The organism is Clostridium sp. OM05-9 (assembly GCF_003481465.1).
In the GTDB taxonomy this organism is placed as follows: domain Bacteria; phylum Bacillota; class Clostridia; order Lachnospirales; family Lachnospiraceae; genus Coprococcus; species Coprococcus ammoniilyticus.
Genome location: NZ_QULF01000001.1, coordinates 346,021 through 367,622, shown reverse-complemented (window position 1 = coordinate 367,622; position 21,602 = coordinate 346,021). Strand labels below are relative to the sequence as shown.

Here is a 21,602-nt window from a genome sequence, read left to right as displayed (position 1 = left end):
AATCTATGAAATCTTAACTTTTTCTCTTAACTGCCTGTCGGTAAATGAAAAGTGCGGCAACTGCTGTTATCAGTTCTGCTACCCAGAACGCATTCCAGACACCGACAACACCAAAGATACGACTGAGTACAAATGCAGCCGGAATGATGACAACCACATAGCGAAGCAGGGAGATCATCAATGATGGCGTACCCTTGCCAAGTCCCTCTAATGCACCGGATGAAGTCACGGATACCGAAGAAACAATAAATCCGGCACAGATGATCCGAAGTGCCGTCACGCCCTCCGTGATCGTTACCTGATTATCCGAGAACATTCCGATCAATTTAGCCGGGAAGATCAGACAGATCACTGTTCCAAATACCATGATCAGACCAATGATCGTAAGTGTAATATTATAAATGCTGCGGACACGCTTATGCTCTCCCGCTCCGTAATTATAGCTAATTACCGGACGCATACCCTGGATCATGCCGTTTGCAGGAAGATATAAAAATGTCTGCAATTTATAATAGATTCCAAGGATCACAACATAGATCTGTGAATAGGTACTTAATATCGCATTCAGTGCAGTCGTAAGCAGGGACGGAAGTGCCATATTAAGAATAGCCGGAATACCAATCGCATACAACTTCCCTGTCAGATAATCCTCCGTATGCAGATATCGTCTGCCGATCTTTACGGATATTGGACGGAACACATAGACAAACAGATAGATCAACAGGGTAAACACCTGTCCAAGTCCGGTTGCAAGTGCAGCACCCCGGATTCCCATTTTCGGAAATGGTCCGATACCGAAGATCAATAGAGGATCTAATACAATGTTCATCAGGCATCCACCGCCAAGTCCGACCATTGTAACAACCATTCTTCCAACTGCCTGATAGATCTTCTCAAATGACAGATCAATGGAAATAATAACAGAAAATGCAAATACGATCATCGAATACTGAATTCCCATCTGAACAACTGTCTCATTCGATGTGAACATCCGCAGAAATCCCGGCATGATCAGGATACAGACTACTGTCATGATCACACCATGAACAACAGAAAGAAGAGTACCCTTTGACGCTGCTGCATTTGCCTTGTCCGGTTCCTTTGCGCCGAGATAGAACGCGATCACCGCATTGATTCCCACGCCAAAACCGATGGCTACCGCATTTACAAAATTCTGGATCGGAAAGACAAGCGACAGAGCTGTCATCGCATCCTCGCTGATCTTCGCTACAAAAAAGCTGTCCACAATGTTGTACAGAGAATTGACCAACATCGATAATATCATCGGAAGTGCCATTGACAAAAGCAGCGGCAGCACCGATCGTTCTTTCATAAATTCTTCGTTCATATGTTTCTCCCTCTCTACATAAAAACGCCACACAGTTATAAATGGTTTCACTTATAGCTGTGTGGCGAAAAGATGACTTATTTATTATCCGGAAAAATCCACTTCATTCGTTTTCGTGGCTATTCTACCATATTTTTTCAGAATGTCAATAAATGCTTAGCGAATATAGTATACTCTGTTATCCTTTCTTGGAATAACATCAGGATACGCTCCATCCGTAAATCCAAGTGCGCAATGTCCGACACCGATATAGTCGCCGGTGATTCCAAGGCCTTCAAGGATCTGCTTTCCTTCTTCGCTTTCGAATTCTTCTTTTGCACGATGGATCCAGCAGCTTCCGATTCCAAGATCATGTGCGGCAAGCATCAGATTTCCCATCGTCAGGCTTCCGTCATAGACAGCAGTCGGACAGGATGCATCTGCCAGTACGATCAATATAACAGGTGCTCCGTAAAATGGATCAAAGCCTTCCTCCCAGCCGCCGATCATACGGTTCATCTCCATGATCTTATCCCGCATCTCTTTATTTGTTACCGCAATAATGATCGGAGACTGCAAGCCTCTGCCATTTGCAGCAAATGTTCCTGCTTCAATGATCTGATCCAGAACATCCGCCGGAACCATATCCGGTTTGAACTTCCGGATGCTTCTTCTCGTTTTCATCTCATCCAAAACAACGCTCATCTTAAAATTCTCCTTATTACAACAAGCTCTTGCGGAGTTCTGCTCCGTCTTTTGCGCTCAAGTACGCCGGTGCTATATCGAACACGGTCTTACATCCGCTCTGTCCTTCTTTGTACAGGCGGTATGCTGCTCTTGCATAAGCCACGATGACACAGGATGTGAATTCCGGGTTGGAATCCAGCTTCAGGCTGTATTCGATCACATGATTATTTTCCAGATTCCAGCCGGTCTTACCGGAACGGATCACAAATCCACCATGAGGAATTCCACTGTGGTTTGCCTTTAATTCTTCTTCACTGATAAAGTGAACCGTTGTATCATAATCGGCAAAATAGTTTGGCATGTTCTTGATCGTTTCTTCAACTTTTACAGGATCGGCACCATCCTCTAATACAACAAAGCACTCTCTTGTGTGCTTCTGTCTGGTTGTAAGTTCGGGATTCTCACCATTTCTGACTGCTTCCAGTGCTGCTTCTACAGGGATCGTGTACTGCTTGCCATCCTTAACACCCTCTACACGACGGATCGCATCGGAATGTCCCTGGCTGACACCTTTTCCCCAGAATGTATAATCACGACCTTCCGGTAAGATTGCATTTGCATACATACGGTTTAAAGAGAACATACCCGGATCCCAGCCTACTGAGATGATGCCGACATGACCATTCTTCTTTGCGGCAGCATCTACATTTGCAAAATGCTCCGGAATTCTTGCATGTGTATCGAAGCTGTCTACAACATTGAACATCTCTGCATACTTTGGTGTCTGCTCCGGCAGATCGGTAGCACTGCCGCCGCAGAGTATCATAACATCGATCTTATCCTTCCACTGCTCCACATCATTTACAGAACAAACGGCTGCTCCCTCTGTTAATATCGATACTGTCTCAGGTGCACGTCTGGTAAATACCGCTGCAAGCTCCATATCCGGATTCTGCTTGATCGCACACTCAACACCTCGTCCAAGATTTCCATATCCTAAAATACCTATTTTCATGTTTCATACTCCTTTACAAAAATTACTCTTCTTTCAGTTTAATGATTCAAAAAGAGCCTGTCAACTTTTTCATTGACAGACTCCCATTTCTTTTTCTCAACAATATAATTCTACTTTAAACAGTCTTCCTCCGTGATCTCGCGAATGACTCTGCATGGATTTCCGGCAGCCAGTACTCCCGATGGGATATCTCTCGTAACCACGCTTCCCGCTCCGATCACAGAACCGCTGCCAATCGTTACACCGCCACATACTGTTACATTTCCTGCCAGCCAACAGTTATCTCCGATCGTGATCGGCTTCGCATACTCCCGGTCTGTATACACGCCGTCTTCCCTCTTATAAATGTTACGCTCCTGAAAACGAAACGGATGCATCGGTGTCAGCAGAGAAACATTCGGTCCCATAAATACATTGCAGCCGATCTTAACAGGTGCACAGTCCAGACAGGTAAAATTAAAATTCGCATAACTGTTCTCGCCTATCTCGGTAAAGCAGCCGTAATCGAACTGAACCGGTCCCTGAAGATATACATTCTTACCCTTATTCGGAATCAGCTCTGCCAGAATCTTCTCGCGTTTCTCATCCGTCTCAAAGCAGTCATTATACTCCTTACTCAACCGATGCGCATTCTGTCTTAATTGTATTAATTCATCATCAGATGGATCATAAACGAATCCTGCTATCATTTTTTCTCTTTCTGTCATCTTAATATGCCTCCGTATAAAAACATTGGAAACTTCTTATTCTATCTCAGCCCGTACCTCTTTTGTAATCGTTTCCCCGCCATTCTGATACCAATTCTCGACAAAACGATCAAATTCATCGAGTGAGCTCTCGCCGGTTACAATCTTTAGATAGGTGTCACTTTCCAGATTCTCAAGGCTCCACCAGTCTGTGACCATCGTTTCCGTTTCTCCAAAATATAACGACTCTACTTTGTTTGTCCTTCCATCGTTTAAGATCTTACAGGCTGTGATACGGGAAGCGTACGCCGCCCAATCTTCCGCACTGGCATTCTCCGCATCCTTCAGATAGGATTCGCATGCCTCATAATAGGAATATTCCAGTACGTTCAGATCATCTGCGGATTTGTCCCCCGCAAATACATGATTCAATTCTCCATAGCAGATCTGCAAAGCATTGTTGTAATCTACATTAATCGCAAACGGTCTGGCGGTAGGGTCTACATTTTCTTTATAATAATCGACAATCTCCTGATTGTCTCTGTCATTATACCGCAAATAGTCAAATAATACACTAACAATCTTACATGCAATCTCCGGATATTCATAACCCTTACGCACTACAATATACTTACTGGAAGGATTCTGTGTATGATAACTGGTAAGTCCGGATTCCTCTGTTGCGATCAGATAAGGCTGCCACTCGGCATCTTTATTCTGTTCCACTGCCTGCATCAGTGGATTATTCGGCGCCCACCAAGGGCCAAAGAAAGAACCGCATTGACCATCCACGATCAGCTCGATCAGGTTACTGCTCGTCCGCATCAGAAAATCCTGATCCAGAATTCCCTCTTTATACAACTCATGGATATGGGCAAGTGCCTCTTTCGCCTCCGGCTGAACCGAACCATAGACAACATTGCCGTCCTCATCATAAATCCACTGTTTCGGAAATGCACCATATGCAGCAAATATAATATCTAATGTGTATTCGCTGCTATAACCACAACCGCCGCAGAGACTGGTATCACATACAAGCCCTACGGTATTTCCTGCCCCATTATGTCCGGGATCTTTTTCTTTAAATTGTCTTATGATCTCTTCTACATCCGAGAGTGTTCTCGGTGCGGACAGCCCAAGTGCATCCATCCAATCCTTACGAAGCCAGATCAGATTCGGTCCGTCTGAGATATTCGTTTCCGGTATCGCCATGATCTTCCCGCCAAAGGTTACAACATCAAGGATATCCCGACCATAGCTTCCATATATATTCTTGATCGTATCGCTCATACAGTTATTATAGCTGTCTGTCAGATCTGCGATCATATCATTATCCACCAGATACTGAAGCTCATCCAGATCCTCCACGATCATCACATCCGGAAGATCATTCTGTGCGATCACCATGGTCACACTATCGGTATATTGCTCATCCATAGCCTCAAACACATCCTGGTTTTGAACATTTAGCCTTTCATTCAACAGCCTTGTATAAGCATTATTTTCATACGTCTCGCCATCCGGGAGATTGGAATTATTTGCTCCGGACAGCTTACCCAGTGTGTAGGTAAGCTGTTCCGGATATTTTCCGTAAGGTGTCGTGCGGGCTGTATATAACGCAGCTTCATATTCTTCTTTTGTCTCTGCATTCTCCCGGGTGGAGGGGGTAGCCCCGGAATCACCGCATCCACATAAGATCAATAAATTTATAATCAGCACACATGAAATAATCTTTTTTAAATACGAACCTGTAATCATATACATTCCTCTGTTTCAACCAAACTATAAGCAAATAATCATATGATCCCTTAACCTTTTACACCACCGGAGAAGCTCTCACGATAACACTTCTGCATAAACATGAACAGAATGATGATCGGAATTGAGATCAGCACCGCACCGGCTGCAAAGGAATTGAACCACGGATACACATATTCTTTCTCTAACATATTCCAAAGTCCGATAGATACGGTATAGTAATCCTTATTTGCACGGCAGATAACCTTTGCAAATACGAAATCAATCCAAGGAGCAAGAAAGGAATTCAGAACCGTATATACAATGATCGGACGGCTTAACGGAATAATGATCTTAGTAAACGACTGCCATCTGGTTGCTCCGTCCAGATAAGCTGCTTCCTCGATCGACTTCGGAATCGTATCAAAGAAGCCTTTTGCAATATAGAACTGTAAGCCTGCACCACCGGAATAAACCAGGATAAGTGCAACACGGATCAAGGATCCTTCTGACAGTCCGATCGCCTTTAAGATATAATAAACTGCGATCATAGCCATGAATCCCGGGAACATACCAAGGATCAATGCTACATTCATAAATGGGCGTCTCAGTCGGAAACGCATTCTCGACATACAGTATGACATCGCCAATACAAATACTGTAGATATTATACAGGAGAAGATCGCAATAATCAAAGTATTCATGAACATCTTCGGAAAATTCAGGATACCAGTATCTGTAAATAACTTTGTGTAATTGCCAAGAGTATACGCCTTTGGCAGCAATGTAGAAACATACTGTCCTTTTTCTCCACGGAAGCTGATCAGAACGATCCACAGAATCGGGATCACCCAGATCACGGAAAGAATTACCAGTATAATATGAACAACGATATCCGATGGTGTAAGCTTCTGTTTTCCATTTATTTTCTTACCTGTTTTAGTCATTACTGGAATCCCTCCTCGTCTTTATAAGATGTTGTATTATGATAAGTGATCAGAGATACGATCGCAAGAACGATAAATGTCATGATACCGATAACCGCACCCAGATTATAATACTGATTATCAACTGTCAGCTTGTAGAGCCAGGTAACCAGAAGATCGGTCTTTCCTGCTGTCTTTCCAACCGGAATCGGTGCTCCGTTTGACAGAAGATAGATTACATTAAAGTTATTAATATTACCTGCAAAGGTCGTGATCAGATACGGAGCTGTTACAAATAACATATATGGAAGTGTGATCTTAAAGAAGATCTTCACCGGTCCGGCTCCATCTACTTTTGCGGCCTCATAGATATCTTCCGGTATACTTTGTAAGATACCGGTCACCTGCATAATGGTAAACGGAATACCGATCCAGATATTGATCACGATAACCATGATACGGGCAATGGTTGCGTTGCTCCAGAACGGAATTGCATTGTCGATGATATGATGATTCAGTAATAAGGTATTTACGATACCATTCTGACTGAAGATCGTACGCATCAAAAGCAGGGATACAAACTGTGGAACGGCTGCGGATAACATGAAGATCGACCTCCACACACCCTTACATCTTGTTCCCTTTCGATTGATGACCATTGCAAGGATCATACCGAAGATATAGTTGGTAAATGTCGCAGCAACCGCCCATACTAGTGTCCACCCAAGAACAGACCAGAATGTACTTCCGACTGCGTCATTAAAATTCAAAATCTTGGCAAAGTTTTTCAGTCCTACCCAGTTAAACAATACTGTATGAGAATCCAGCTTACTGTAATTTGTAAATGCCATACAGATCATGAATACGAGCGGAAGGATCGTAAAAACAACAATCCCGAGTACCGGAAGTGGAAGCAGAAACATATGAAGGTTTTTATCAAATAAACTCTTAATATCATCTGTGAATCCCGGAACTTTCTTCCCTGCATCATGCAGGCACTGTGCACGATATGCGCTCTCGACACTGACTACCCAGAGGCATACAAATGCAAATATGATAAATACCGTGGCTACTCCATATAATAACATCAAAAGAGAATTGTCACCCTGTGTATATTCAAATATGCCTTTTGCATCATTCCACACCTTCTCCTGTTCTGCTCCTCCCAGATGGAAGAAATCGGTCAGAAGAGATGCACCGTTTTTTATCATGAAATAAATAAATATGCTTTCAAGTACCAGAAATGATACACCTTTTACAAACTGTTTTCTGACAATGTTTCCGAATCCCATGATCAGGAACGATAATCTGGTGATCCAGTCACCATTTCTCATGGCCTTGAAAACAGTATATGGATAATCACTTCGTCTTATTTTTTTCTTTTTGCTTACTGTCGCTTCAGCCATCCTGACACCTCCGTCTCAAAGTAAATGTTACGTTTTTGCGTTTCTTTCATAAGATAAAGTGTTCCACCACCCCTGTGGAAATGGAACACTTCGTCTTATGCTCTGTTTATTTTTACTCTGCTACATCTGTGTTCAATGATGTATTGAATGCTTCTGTCTGCTCAGCAGCATTATCATGTGTAACTTCACCATTCAAGAGTGCCTTACCAAAATTCTCTGCTGGTGTCCAGAAGTTACCCATCTTAGGTACGAACGGCTGGATCATAGATGTATTGTTGAAGGTATCGTTCTGAGCTGTTACTAATGCATCATTCTTTACCGTATCACTCTCTAAAAGATTTGTGTTACAAGGAACAATACTTCTTGCTTCATAATGTGACTGCTGTGATTCCTCGTTACCAAGGTACAGGGCAAGTGCTACTGCTACCTGTGGATATTCACAGTTTGGATTTACACCGATTGCCTTTGAACCGGCGAATGAAAGTAACTGCTTGTCAGATCCGCCGATCTTGGCTGTAGGCATAGCTGCGATTCCAAGATCGTCACCAAGTGCATCATGTAATGCCTTATAATCCCATGAACCGGAGAACATAGCTGCGATAGATCCATCTGTCATACCGGAAATACCAACACCGGATTCATCATTTACAAAATTCTTATTTGCTACAAGATCTACAAGGTAATCTGTAACAGCCTTTCCATTGTCTCCGCCAAAATTGATTCCTGCGTCGTTATCTGTACCATCACCGAATAATGTACATCCGTTTGCAAGATAGAATGCTGCATTATACCAGCCGTTTGTAAGAGGAAAAGCAACTTTTCCTTTTTCAAGCATTGTATCAAGGCTCTTTACATCGCTGTCTGAATATACTTTCTTGTTATAGTATAAAAACCATGTATTTGTTGTAAACGGAACACCATAGATTCCGCCATCTACTGTGATAGAATTCACAACTGCCTGTGAGTTTGTTGACTTTACATAGTCTGCTGTGCTTCCGCCTAACTCCGAGATTGCATTTGCATCGATCAGTGTCTGTAACTGGTCGTTTGCGAACATATATACATCTGCTGATGCGGATACATCCTGTGTTACGGTCTTTCCTGCATCTGCCTCGCTGCATGTACCATATTCAAATGAAAGATCCCAATTTGGATGTTCCTTATTAAATGCTTCACATCTTCCCTGAAGCCATTCACCATAATCCGGTGACTGATCCTCAGCAGGTCCCCATACTGTAATTGTTGCTTTAATGTTTTCTTCTTCTGCAGATGCATCAGTACTCTCTCCTGATGTTACCTCTGCATTTGATGCTGTTGTGGAATCCTTAGATGTATCATCCTTCTTATCTCCACATCCTGCGAGTAATGACATGCACATAGCTCCTGCCAGTGCAATTGCTGCATACTTTCTAAACTTCATAACCGTTCCTCCTTTAAATAAGTCATGTTTTTTGTTTGTTTTTTAATACTTTTGCAGTACCTTTACCTTATGACATTATTATAAAAAGGAACCGTTTCACCGTATATATCAATAATTTCAGAAACATGTTGGTTTTTTATGAATGTTTGATTTCTGCATGCAGTTCTTTTGGAAAATGGATCGTGACAGTCGTTCCCCTGCCAACTTCACTGTCGATACAAACCGCATATTCCGCGCCATAATACAGTTTGATACGTTCATTGACATTTCGCACACCATAGCCCTTCGAATCGGCAGTCAGTATCAGCTCCGCCTGTTCTTGGGTCATACCGACACCATTATCGGATACCGCAAACCGGATATCTTTATCGTCCTCTTTTCCACTGATCCGGATCTCTCCTCTGCCATCCTGTTTCAGATCTATGCCATGATGGATCGCATTCTCGAGGATCGGCTGTAAGATCAGGTTCAGTGTTTCATATTTTAAAATGGAATCATCGATATCATAGATAACATCGAAACTGTCATCGTGCATCGTAAGCTGGATATCCAGATATGCTTTGATGTTCGCGATCTCATCCCGGACAAGCAGGATATTCTTTCCCTTATTTAACGCTGTCCGGTAAAAGGTGGACAACGACAACGTGATACGACTGATATCCTCCTGGTCTGCCTCTAATGCTTTCCAGTTAATGATAGACAGGGAATTATACAGGAAATGCGGATTGATCTGCGCCTGCAACGCCCGCATCTCATATTCCTTTTCTTTGATCTTGCTTCGGTATACTTCATTGATCGTTGCATCCAGACGCTTCGTCATACTGTTATAACCATTGATCAGATCACCGATCTCATCCGTACTGTCATTCTCAATCTCCATACCAAGATTCCCGGTTTCCAGATTACGCATTTTCTTCTGAAGCTTACTGATACGTTTCGTTATGAACTCGGAAATTATACGGATACATGCGACTGCTGCGATCAGACTGACCAGGATTGCTGCTGCAGCAATTATTAAGATTGGCTGAATCGAAGAAATGATCAGTCGATCCGGCTTATAGATCCAGATCTTCCAGCCGGATGCCTTCGACTCCCGCTTAATAAACTGATAACCGGAATCCTTCTGCCCTACTGTTGCAAAGAACTGTTCCTCTGATAATTCATACGGCTGTTTTTCTTCTGTAAATACACTCTTTTTAAAGATGCAGTTACCTTCTGCATCCTCTATCACAACGCCATAATTATCAAATACCGTTTCGTTATTAAACGGCTGGAATACGCTGTCATAATCCACCCCTACATAGAGCAGACCCTTCGCCTTTTTCTGCTCCAGCATGGCCATGCGGTTTAACGAATACGCAGTCTTATCCTTCGCATTCACGATCCAGTGGATCTGGTTATCGTCAACTATTCCATAGTTCGTCTCTTCATTTTCAAGCGTGGTAATGGGGGCGATCGTACTGCCGTGCTTCACCTGACAGGCATCCGTGTAGATCGTTACCTGCTTTACATCATCATGAAAATACATAATAGAAGAAAGCAGGGGATCTATAACACTTGCCACCTGCTCATAATTCTGATATGTACTCTGATCTGAGCTTAAGATCTTCGCGATCGACTGATTATAGGATATATAATTAGAAAGATTGTTATAAATCTCTAACTCATTATCAAGCGCATCTGTCGTCTGTGTCAGATACGATTCCAGGATCATTGTCTCACGATCCCACAGGATCTTCTTCATCTCATGGTAGGTGATCGTCAGCGTGATCATGATCGGAAGAAACCCGGCAAGTATATAAATGACCAACAGCTTGCCGGATAATCGCAGATTCTGGAACCCTCTTTTTATCCTTTTATCTATTCGTTCTTTATGCATCCGCCTGTCCTCCGCTCTCTCTGAATTTCTGCGGACTCACGCCAAAGAACTCACGGAAGCTGGAACAGAAGTAAGACACATTCGGATATCCGCACGCCACACTGATATCTACGATCTTCGTCATGCTGTTCTCTAACATATCCTTTGCCTGTTCCATCCGGTATGCCTTGATGAATTTGCTTAGATTCTGTCCGGTTTCCTTCTTAAATACCGTACTTAGATAGCTCGGTGCGAGATGTACCATATCCGCCAGCATATCGATTCCAAGCTCGCTTCCATAGTTCCGGTAAATATACTGCTTCACCAGTTCTACTTCCCGATGCGCCATCTGTGTCTTTCCTGCAAAACAGGTTTCCAGTCTCCGGATCGCTTCTTCGACAAGCTCCGTCAACACCTGAAAATCTGTCGCCATATATAATTTCTCAATGTCTTTATTTAGCTCTGCTTCGTCAGTCTCATCAATGCTTCCGTAGATATCCTTCATCAGATTCGAGAACAGGAACTTGATATAGATTTGGGAGTACTCTGTCTTATGTCTGTACTTCTCACAGAATCTCTGGAAATGCTCCCGGAGTGCTTCCACATCCTTCATCTTGATATCCTGTTTCATCTGCTTCATAAAGGTATCATCATCGAACTGGATAATACCCGGAGTCTCGCCCTCCATGTTCGGATAAAATACATGAATCTCCGGATGGTAGAATTTGTTCTCCATCAGCACTTCGAGTTCTTCCATCTTATCTGCCACTTCGGACAGATCACCGATATCAGAGGATATCGCTATGTAACAGTCAGCATCATAATCGGCTTTGATGATCTTTACGATCTCATTTGTCTTACGGAGAATATTCATCTCATCCCCTAAGAATAAGATCTCCTGCTGCTGGTTCAGGTTCAGATATTGCAGGATTCCAATTGACTTTAAGTTCTCATTTTCTTTGAAATCCACTCCACGTCTGCCGAAGAAATCATGATTGAATTCCATCAAAAGCATATTCTTGAATTTACCCAGATCAAGCGATAATCCGCTGTATTCCTGTCTGAGCTTCGTAACATCCGTTCCGTTCAACAGCATATAGAGCGCATGCTCATATAAGAATTCCATGCTCTTATTCTTAAACTCGTCCGAAGCCTTTGCCTCTTCCAATTCATTTACAACCTTATTCAGGGTATTCTTGAATTCATTTGGATCGACCGGCTTTAGAATATAATCAACAACACCCAGCCGGATTGCTTTCTTTGCATAGTCGAATTCATTGCATCCGCTGAATATGACTGTGCGCAGCTTTTTCTTTTCCTTCACAACATGGTCGATCAGTTCGATTCCATCCATGAAAGGCATCTTTACATCTGTAAGCAGGATATCAAAATCTTCTTTTTCCAGCTTCTCCAGTGCATCCACACCATTTACCGCCTCTGCAATCTCAAATTCCAGATTCAGTTTTTTTAAAAGAAACCGGATACCGTTTCTTTCTATCTTCTCATCATCTACGATCAATATCTTGTACATATCTATCAACGCCTTTCTATGGTGGAAATATATATCTTATTTTAACACATTTTACAGCTTCCAGATATCTTTATTATATTCTGCGATCGTACGATCAGAGGAGAAGAAGCCTGCCTTGCTGATATTTACCAGAGTCTTCTCGGCCCAGCCCATACGATTTTCATAATCAGCAAGCACCTGTTCCTTTGTCTGAATGTAATCACAGACATCAAGAAGTGTCATAAACCAGTCTTTTACGATCAGCTCGTTATGAAGTCTGGTAAGAGCTTCCTTCTGACCGATCGCAAGCAGCTCATCACTTACGATAAAGTCTACCAGCTTCTTGATCTCCGGCTTCTCATAATACTCTCTTGCCACATAGTCTGCCTTTGCATAGTGCTCGATCACTTCTTCACTGGATTCACCAAAGAAATAAATATTATCCTCGCCCACCAGTTCTCCGATCTCTACATTTGCACCGTCACGGGTTCCAAGAGTAACCGCACCGTTTAGCATGAACTTCATATTTCCTGTTCCGGATGCTTCCTTGGATGCCAGTGAGATCTGCTCTGAGATATCGCATGCCGGAATGATCTTTGCTGCTTTTGATACATTATAATTCTCGATCATGACAACTTTCAAGTACGGACTTACCTCAGGATCATTGTCGATCAGCTCCCGCAGACAGAGGATCAGATGAATGATGTCCTTTGCGATCGTATAAGCAGGTGCAGCCTTTGCTCCAAATATAACTGTGATCGGAGTCTCAGGCAGATGTCCCTTCTTGATCTCAAAATATTTGTAGATCACCCAGAGGGCGTTCATCTGCTGACGCTTGTATTCATGCAGTCTCTTGACCTGGATATCAAAGATCGAATTCTCGTTGATCTCGATTCCCTGTGTCTCTTTCAGGTAGTCCTTTAAGACTGCCTTATTGCTCTGCTTGATCGCAAGGATCTCTTCTAATACGTTCTTATCCTTATAGTAAGAAGCCAGCTCCTGTAACTTATCGGCATCCTTCTTGTAATCCGGTCCGATCAGCTCTGTGATGTAGGCTGCCAGCTTTTCATTGCAGTGTAACAACCATCTTCTGAATGTGATACCATTTGTCTTATTGTTGAATTTCTCAGGATAGATCTCATAAAATGGATGCAGCTCTGAATTCTTCAGAATCTCGGTATGAAGATAAGCAACACCATTTACACTGTGGCTGTAATGCATATCGATATGTGCCATATGCACACGGGAATCACCATCTATGATATAAACACGCTCATCCTTATAACGGTTTCTGACCTTTTTATCCAGCATGCGGATCACAGGCATAAGCTGTGGAACGACCTTCTCCAGATAAGCAACCGGCCATTTCTCCAATGCTTCTGCAAGGATCGTATGATTGGTGTAAGCACATACATCGGTTACGATCTCTGTTGCTTCATCAAAGGAGATACCCTCTTCCATCAACAGACGGATCAACTCAGGGATCACCATAGACGGATGTGTATCATTGATCTGAATGGCTGCATAATCTGCAAGATCATGAAGATTTGAACCTTTCTCCTTTGCCTCTGCAAGGATCAGCTTTGCACCATTTGCAACCATGAAATACTGCTGATAGATACGAAGTAAGTTGCCGGCTTCGTCACTGTCATCCGGATAGAGACAGAGTGTCAGGTTCTTCTTGATATCTGTCTTATCAAAGCTAATGCCATCCGGCTCCATGATGCTCTCATCCACGCTCTCAATATCAAATAAATGCAGCTTATTTGTGCGGTTCTCATAACCTGTCACATCGATGTCATACATTCTGGACTGTACGGTACAGTTTCCAAACCGGATCGTGTTGCTTACATCGGTCTTTGTCAGCCAACTGTCTGCCTCGATCCATGGATTTGCAGTCTCCTTCTGGTAGTTATTCTCAAATACCTGCTTGAACAGACCCATATGGTAATTTAACCCGATACCATCTCCCGGAAGTCCGAGTGTTGCCATCGAATCAAGGAAGCAGGCTGCCAGTCGTCCAAGTCCGCCATTTCCAAGGGATGGTTCCGGCTCTACTTCTTCGATATCATAGATGCTCTTGCCGTTTTCTGCCAGCACCTGTTTTACTTCATCAAAGATTCCAAGATTGATCAGGTTATTGGATAACAGCTTACCGATCAGGAACTCTGCTGATATATAGTAAACCTTTTTCTTACCATCTTCTGTAACCTTGTCTTCTGCTAATTCCTTTGTCATATCAAGCAGCGCAAAATAGATCTCCTCATTGCTGCATTCCTTGATCGTTTTATTATATTTCTTCTTACAAATCTCTGTTAACATTATATCCTCCTTACAAAAATACTGTTTCACAGCATTTCTTCCATATACTCTTGTTAATTCCCTTAATCTGTCTCTGATCTCGTCTGTAAATTCGCCCTTCTTCATCCGCCAGCGCCAGTTTGTACCGATCGTAGATGGAAGATTCATCCGTGCTTCGTTATCCTTTCCAAGCAGATCCTGCATCTGAACGATAACTGTATCGGCAGGGCTCATATATAATACCTGCATCATCTTCTCCGGGATCTCCTGCTCATTTGCCGCTCCCAGATATTTCATCATAAATGTAAGATTGTCCTTTGATGCATTCTCGATATATCCTTTTAATGTGTCATTATCGTGTGTTCCGATATAGACAACGTAATTCTTTTCGTGATTATGCGCTGCATGTTCATTCTCCGCATTTCCGTCAAATCCAAACTGTAAGATCTTCATTCCCGGATATCCGGATTCCTTCACCAGCTTCTGTACCTCCGGCACAACGACTCCCAGATCTTCTGCGATCACCTTTGCATTTCCTCTGGCACTGTCGATCGCATCTACAAGCTTCTTTCCGGGTCCTTCCAGATAGAAGCCATTCTTCGGCTCTCCGTCTGCCGGAATATTATAGTACCGTACAACCCCTATGAAATGATCGATACGGATCACATCATAGAGACTGGCTGATTTACGGATCCGGTTCTTCCACCAAGAGAACCCATCCTGCTCCATTCGATCCCAGTCATACAAAGGATTGCCCCATTTCTGACCGTAATCGGAGAATGCATCCGGTGGACAACCGGCTACACACACAGGCTGTAGATCATGATCTAACTGAAATTGTTCTGTATTTGCCCATACATCTGCACTGTCCAGTGCTACATAGATTGGAATGTCGCCGATCAGACTAATACCATGACGGTTGGCGTAAGATTTGAGTGTCTTCCACTGCTCATCGAATTTGAACTGAAGGAACATATAGAATCCGATCTCGTCGTGTAACTGTTCCCCGCACTTACGAAGTGCTGTTTCTTCTCTCTTTAAAACCGGTTCTTCCCAGCTTAACCATTCTTTATTCCCATGGTCTGCCTTGACCGCCATATAAAGGGCGTAATCCGGAAGCCAGCTTTCATTTTCCGTAAGAAATTCTGCATACTGCCTTGATGTCTCATGCTTCGATCTGCCATATGCTTTTCTCAATACCTCAAACCTTTGTCTGTACAGGCGAGCGTAATCAATGTCATCCGGCTGATCGTACCAGCTATATGCATCTACCTCCTCCTGTGTCAGTAAACCTTCATGAATCAGAATGTCGAAATCGATAAAATAAGGATTGCCTGCAAATGCTGAAAATGACTGATACGGACTGTCACCAAAGCTGGTTGGTCCGATTGGAAGCACCTGCCAGTAACGCTGGCCTGCCTCCTTCAACCTGTCAACAAATTCATATGCCTCTTTCCCCAGAGATCCGATTCCATATGGGGATGGGAGACTGCTGACCGGCAGGAGGATTCCTGCACCACGCTCTAACGCTTTCTTCATATCTGATACCTCTTTATTAAATTTTCTATTGAACAGCTATCCAGTTGCCTGCATTTAATAAAGGTAAAGGTAAGGTAAAGGTCTTATATACGGAATGTCTGTTCTGGTTTGTATTCTAGTATCTTTTTTCTGTTCTTTCTTGCATAATAAGAGCATTTTATGATACTATTCTATCATGTTTGATTTTATCAAGATTCATTTAATGTTACATGGAGTGGATACGGTCATACATCTCCACCTGTTTGTCAGGAATAAAATAGCAGAAAAGGCAGGAAAGAGAGGTTATATATGAACAGCTTAGAATATGAAAATTACATGGAGACCAAAGCGCATGTGGATCCACTGTTTCCTTACAATACCTATCTGTGCTCCATACCACTGGACTTCAATGCTGTCCCACTTCACTGGCATCCCTATATGGAGATCATATATATCAAAAAGGGGAAAGGAAATGTAACGCTGGATTTCACGACGCACTATGTAGAGGAAGGGGATATCATTCTGATCCTGCCGGGCAGGATCCACGGCATCTCCCAGTATGCCTCCTATTCAATGGAATATGAGAATATCATCTTTTCAGTTGACCTGTTCCAATCCAGAAACCACGATACTCTGGACAGTGAGTTTTTTCTGCCTCTGCTCTCTGATGAACTAAATATCAAAAGCATCTATGATCGCGACGATCCTTTATATGAAGCCCTGTCCTCCTGCCTGAACCGGGTGGATGTGCTCTGCTCATCTACTCCAAAAGGATACCGGCTTGCTCTAAAAAGCTGTTATTTTGAATTCTTCTATACCCTGTATGCCCATGCAGAGCAAAAGGCAGAGACCTCAGACCGGAAGAATCATGCAAAGAATCTGGATCGTACCAAAGCGATCTTGTCTTATATCGACCGAAACTACAAAGAAGCAATATCCATTGCGGACATTGCTTCTTACTGTGGATTCTCTGAATCCCATTTTATGCGTTTTTTTAAGAATACGATGGGTGTATCCTTTACCACCTATCTGTGTGACTTCCGGTTAAATATCGCAGCCAGACTTCTTGTCACAACCGATGACAGCATCCTGTCCATCGCAGAAAGCTGCGGTTTCTTTAACCTGTCCTACTTCAACCGGAGCTTCAAGAAGAAATATGGCATCACTCCGGGAGCATACCGGAAGCGGTAGTAAACCGTTTCCCTGCATTGTTTATTTTATCTTAAATGATACATACTTGTTGCTATATCCAACATACAGACGGTACTGACCTTTCTCTAACTTTGAAAGATCATACCGGCCTGCCAGATTGAATGTCCAATACTTGCAGCTATGTGCCGGAAGAACATATCCCTCTGATATCGTTATATTCTTTTCGTCTACCTTCTTCCATTTGCCATTTTCATATTTTCTGAGTTCTCTCATATTGCTGAATGTACGTTCTTTATTTGTTCCATTGTACAATACATAAGTAACTACCATATACTCCGGATCAAATTCAACAAGTTCTGTTTTCACAGCTTTTCCCTTGTATGCAGAGGTTGATTTCACAACCTTGATCTTCAGCTTATAAACAACCGTTTCTGATGATGTTCTGTACTTTGCCTGTAAAACTACAGAACCTGCCTTCTTGCCTGTTTTAATCTGCATACCATTCTTCGTTTTTACAACCTTGGCAATTTTCTTATCGGATACTTTCCAGTCTGCCTTCCGAAGCTTATTTGATACACCATATACAGCATGCAGGTTATCAAAACTTACCTTTGTGTTTGTACCCATCCATAATTTCCATGCATGTGTTGTAACACCTCCATGCACATTATTTCCGCACAATACTGCCTCTGTTGTCTGTTCCGCAGCCTGTACTCCATCATTCGTTTTGATACCTGCTGCATTGCTATTGATACCTGTTGTTACCACCATGGCAAAAACTAACAAGATACCAGTTAAAGTTTTTAATACATTTTTCATTTGATTTCCTCCTTCATATTGGGTTCTTTTTTATATACTATACTGTATGCCGACTCCGCCAACAACCCTCCTTTGCATAAAATGGCAAAATATTGCAGAAAACGGACAAATTCAACTTCGTTTATACAAAATTGCTCCCTATTCCCTGCCAAATACATCTTTTTTCCGGACAATGATATAGCCGATCACCCACAAAGCAATGATCCAAATGGTCAGATACAATAATCCAAACCTGACAGACAGTGCATCTGCTCCATCACTACTGAAAAAACGGGTGATCATAGCATATCCATGCGGAAGATAACGACTGCCATAATAACTGCTTACGACCAACATCATAAATACAACAACCATACCTGCTGAACTGCTGTACTGTACTGTAAGTATCATCTGAAGAAGAGACTGTATGATTCCAACCATTAATGGTAAAACAAGCAGATTCACAAGCAGATCTGATGCCCCGACTCCTATAAAATCTGTTCCGTATATCATGTTAGCCAATGTTATATGATCCCTGAATGATATCTCTCCATACCGTGCCCACGCATACGCAAGTGTTCCAAGCCATGCACATGCAAAATACAGAAGATTCACACAAATACACCAGACACATTTCGAGCACCACCAGATTGAACGTTTCCTGCTCTTAACCATCATATACATACCAAATCCATGCATATCCTGCCGGATATAATCTCCAACACAGAACATCAGACACAGATACAGCATAAACCACGTCATTGGAACCTCAAATGAATTATTGCTTCCTTTTGTAAATACAAAAGGACTCTGTCCCTGAAACAGATTCAAACCATATTCCCATATTGACAGGTTCTGTCCATACCACTGCTGGAAGTACTCGCCAGCTTGATCGACCATCCCACAGGCGATCGCACCAATCAGCACAGCCAGAATATATCGTCCAATATATTTTACCAGCCCCTGCCGGATATCATGTTGAAAAAACTTAACGATCATTCTCCGTCTCCTTTATAAGCCTTCCCTCTGACATATAAATTTTCTCATCTGCTAGATAATCCATTTCAGATTTATCATGACTGGCAACGATAATGATACGGTTTTCAGCCGAAAGCCCACGAATAATTGCACGGATCTCCTGCACTCCATCTGTATCGATCGCATTGATCGGTTCATCTAACAAGATCAGTTCCGGACTTCCCATGATCGCTGCTGCGATTCCAAGACGCTGCCGCATACCAAGTGAATACTTGTAAAATTTTCTCTTATCATCCGGATCCAGTCCCACCTGTTCCAGCACCCGGCGTACTTCTGCCTTATCGACATTTTTCTGAAGACCAGCCAACATCTCCAGATTCTGTTTCCCTGTATAATCATTTAGAAATGATGGATTCTCAATCAACATACCAACACTTTCCGGAAATGAAATATCTTTACCAAGCACTTTATCCTTGATCCGTATAGTTCCGGAACTTGGATAGATCAGGCCTGCTATTAAACGCATCAGCATAGTCTTGCCACATCCATTCTTCCCGCATAAGCCGTAGATCCTGCCACCAGAAAATGTATAATTAATATCATCCAGTACGATAGTTCCCTTTATCACTTTTTTCAAATTAGTAATTTCTATTTTCATTCCATTGCTCCAGTTCTTAATACATCTTTTTTATAGTTACTTGCAGCAAACAGCACTATAAGGATCAGAAACATTCCTGACATTGATAAGAACAGAGAATGCCAGGTAAGCTTCATGCCTTGTTGTGCAGGATTTGGGATCAGACTGATATTATATGCATTTATATCCGGGATCAGATTGTGGATTCCATAATACATACAGCAGTTAAACATCAGTGGCAGGATCATCAATACAAACCGGTTGTAACAGAATTGTGTGATTGCCAGCGCCATCAGTGCAAATAAACCGCCATAGATAAAATCTATAAAAATATACCATGCTGCATACAACGCCGGTGCTTCATACACAATGTCACCCAGAAGTGCCCGTCCCGGCACAACCGACTGTAATGCCATTGGGTCTGTTCCAATAATCGGCATAAAACAGGCAATCGACAGAAAATTAACAAGCAATGGTATTGCTATCACACATCCTCCACTTACAAATGCTGCAATTCCTCTGGCTGTCAGATACCTGCGTCGTCCACATCGTATGATCATCTGCCCGGCATACCCATTGTTCCATTCAGAAAACAACTGGCTTCCATATGGAAGTACTGCCAGAAATGGCAGCAACAGATAGAATAGCTGATTGCAGGGCGACAGCAGCTCCGTTCCTAACCATCCATCCAGAACACCGATCTCATACCAGTATCCATATTCCTTATCCATTTCCCCCAATTCCGTAACCTTTTCGTATTCAACATTATTCGGAGCATAAGCATATCTGTAAATCCACACTGTATGGTACAGACTGATCAACAATCCAACCATCAGTGCAATATAAAACCCCTTTGTCCGGAACGCTTTCTTTAATTCCAAGCTTACAACCTGTCTCACTGTTCTCCCTCCATTTCAATATCTGTGATCTGTAATCTGTTTTTCACCGGATATGTTCCGAGAACCATCTCATATATCACCTGATTATTCTCCACCTGTTCCCATTGTTCCTTTGTCAGGTTCGCCTTATATATTTCATAAGGAATATAAAGGGTATCCCCCGATACAAATGTTCCATCCGATAATGACGGATTCAGATCACTGAAAAAGAATGGATCAAATTGATTAAATACATGGAAATACTGAATTGAAGGCATCGTTTCCAGCACATTCTGGTCCTGAATCTTCTCCACTGTATATGCGACCATCAATAACTTCGTATTTTCTCCTGTAAGCTGCGATTCCTGATAACTCTGATATTCTGGATGTTCTTTGAAATAATCCTCATAATTCCATAAAACAGCGTCTTTGATCTGATAAGTTAATCCTCTGTATGTCAGATTTTCTCCCTGTGCGATCACATTCTGTTCCGGCAGTCTGGCATGTGCAGTTACATAACAGATCCGGGCTCCAATTATTAAAAACACAGCAATTGCCAATACAATACCTGCTATTTTCTTCTTTTTATTCACTTCGTCCTTTTTCCTTTCATCCTGGCAGATATCTGATTTATTACCTGCATAAATAAATGAATAAAGATGGTCTCCTGTCCCCCGCAGAAAACCATCTCTTTCATAATGCTATGAGTCAATCCTGGTAAAGATATGCTTTGTATTCTTGTTCACATTAAATGCTGCTCAGTCGTTA

Annotated in this window: 17 protein-coding genes and 1 pseudogene; 1 reads left to right on the top strand and 17 read right to left on the bottom strand. The window is 42.4% G+C overall.

From position 1 onward, the window contains the following. Positions 1–13: 13 nt before the first annotated feature. The 12 genes and pseudogenes from DXB77_RS01690 to malQ all read right to left on the bottom strand — a co-directional run. Positions 14–1,348: an MATE family efflux transporter gene (locus tag DXB77_RS01690; RefSeq protein WP_117807142.1), complete on the bottom strand. Its 1,335-nt coding sequence runs from the start codon at positions 1,346–1,348 to the stop codon at positions 14–16. Positions 1,349–1,504: 156 nt separating this feature from the next. Next, positions 1,505–2,032, bottom strand: a complete 528-nt coding sequence (locus DXB77_RS01685) for a nitroreductase (protein WP_021943348.1) — start codon at positions 2,030–2,032, stop codon at positions 1,505–1,507. Between the two features lie 16 nt (positions 2,033–2,048). Further along, positions 2,049–3,029, bottom strand: coding sequence for a diaminopimelate dehydrogenase (locus DXB77_RS01680; protein WP_117807141.1), 981 nt, complete (start codon positions 3,027–3,029; stop codon positions 2,049–2,051). 110 nt (positions 3,030–3,139) lie between these two features. Further along, entirely contained in the window at positions 3,140–3,736 is a 597-nt protein-coding gene (locus DXB77_RS01675; RefSeq protein ID WP_117807140.1) for a sugar O-acetyltransferase, read from the bottom strand. 36 nt (positions 3,737–3,772) lie between these two features. Continuing rightward, the gene (locus tag DXB77_RS01670) at positions 3,773–5,473 is read right to left on the bottom strand and encodes an extracellular solute-binding protein (protein ID WP_242997294.1); all 1,701 of its coding nucleotides are present in this window, start codon (positions 5,471–5,473) and stop codon (positions 3,773–3,775) included. Between the two features lie 50 nt (positions 5,474–5,523). Continuing rightward, on the bottom strand, positions 5,524–6,399 hold the full coding sequence (locus tag DXB77_RS01665; protein WP_008399798.1) for a sugar ABC transporter permease: 876 nt from the start codon (positions 6,397–6,399) through the stop codon (positions 5,524–5,526). Then, positions 6,399–7,784 (bottom strand): sugar ABC transporter permease, encoded by a 1,386-nt coding sequence (locus tag DXB77_RS01660; protein WP_117807138.1) that lies wholly within the window; start codon positions 7,782–7,784, stop codon positions 6,399–6,401. The genes DXB77_RS01665 and DXB77_RS01660 overlap by 1 nt, the downstream gene beginning before the upstream one ends. Positions 7,785–7,896: 112 nt before the next feature. Next, positions 7,897–9,204 (bottom strand): extracellular solute-binding protein, encoded by a 1,308-nt coding sequence (locus tag DXB77_RS01655; protein WP_117807137.1) that lies wholly within the window; start codon positions 9,202–9,204, stop codon positions 7,897–7,899. 136 nt (positions 9,205–9,340) lie between these two features. After that, a complete protein-coding gene (locus DXB77_RS01650) occupies positions 9,341–11,083 on the bottom strand; it encodes a sensor histidine kinase (RefSeq protein WP_117807136.1) in 1,743 nt (580 codons plus the stop codon). Next, positions 11,076–12,593 (bottom strand): response regulator, encoded by a 1,518-nt coding sequence (locus DXB77_RS01645; RefSeq protein ID WP_117807135.1) that lies wholly within the window; start codon positions 12,591–12,593, stop codon positions 11,076–11,078. The genes DXB77_RS01650 and DXB77_RS01645 overlap by 8 nt, the downstream gene beginning before the upstream one ends. Positions 12,594–12,644: 51 nt before the next feature. Further along, a complete protein-coding gene (locus tag DXB77_RS13195; protein ID WP_242995996.1) occupies positions 12,645–14,894 on the bottom strand; it encodes a glycogen/starch/alpha-glucan phosphorylase in 2,250 nt (749 codons plus the stop codon). A 48-nt stretch (positions 14,895–14,942) separates the two neighbouring features. Continuing rightward, positions 14,943–16,412: pseudogene (malQ, locus tag DXB77_RS13190) on the bottom strand (4-alpha-glucanotransferase); the annotation flags it as partial. Positions 16,413–16,700: 288 nt separating this feature from the next. Between malQ and DXB77_RS01635 the strand changes: the two are divergent. After that, positions 16,701–17,582 (top strand): AraC family transcriptional regulator, encoded by an 882-nt coding sequence (locus DXB77_RS01635; protein WP_117807133.1) that lies wholly within the window; start codon positions 16,701–16,703, stop codon positions 17,580–17,582. 21 nt (positions 17,583–17,603) lie between these two features. On the opposite strand, the gene DXB77_RS01630 is transcribed toward DXB77_RS01635, so the two are convergent. The 5 genes from DXB77_RS01630 to DXB77_RS01610 all read right to left on the bottom strand — a co-directional run bounded on the left by DXB77_RS01630 (position 17,604) and on the right by DXB77_RS01610 (position 21,427). Then, on the bottom strand, positions 17,604–18,362 hold the full coding sequence (locus DXB77_RS01630; RefSeq protein WP_117807132.1) for an immunoglobulin-like domain-containing protein: 759 nt from the start codon (positions 18,360–18,362) through the stop codon (positions 17,604–17,606). A 138-nt stretch (positions 18,363–18,500) separates the two neighbouring features. Next, on the bottom strand, positions 18,501–19,340 hold the full coding sequence (locus DXB77_RS01625) for a hypothetical protein (RefSeq protein ID WP_117807131.1): 840 nt from the start codon (positions 19,338–19,340) through the stop codon (positions 18,501–18,503). After that, positions 19,330–19,977, bottom strand: a complete 648-nt coding sequence (locus DXB77_RS01620) for an ATP-binding cassette domain-containing protein (RefSeq protein WP_117785610.1) — start codon at positions 19,975–19,977, stop codon at positions 19,330–19,332. Before DXB77_RS01620 ends, DXB77_RS01625 begins: the two co-directional genes overlap by 11 nt. Next, positions 19,974–20,855, bottom strand: a complete 882-nt coding sequence (locus DXB77_RS01615) for a hypothetical protein (protein WP_118484409.1) — start codon at positions 20,853–20,855, stop codon at positions 19,974–19,976. Before DXB77_RS01615 ends, DXB77_RS01620 begins: the two co-directional genes overlap by 4 nt. Beyond that, entirely contained in the window at positions 20,852–21,427 is a 576-nt protein-coding gene (locus tag DXB77_RS01610; protein ID WP_117785608.1) for a hypothetical protein, read from the bottom strand. Before DXB77_RS01610 ends, DXB77_RS01615 begins: the two co-directional genes overlap by 4 nt. Positions 21,428–21,602: the final 175 nt, after the last annotated feature.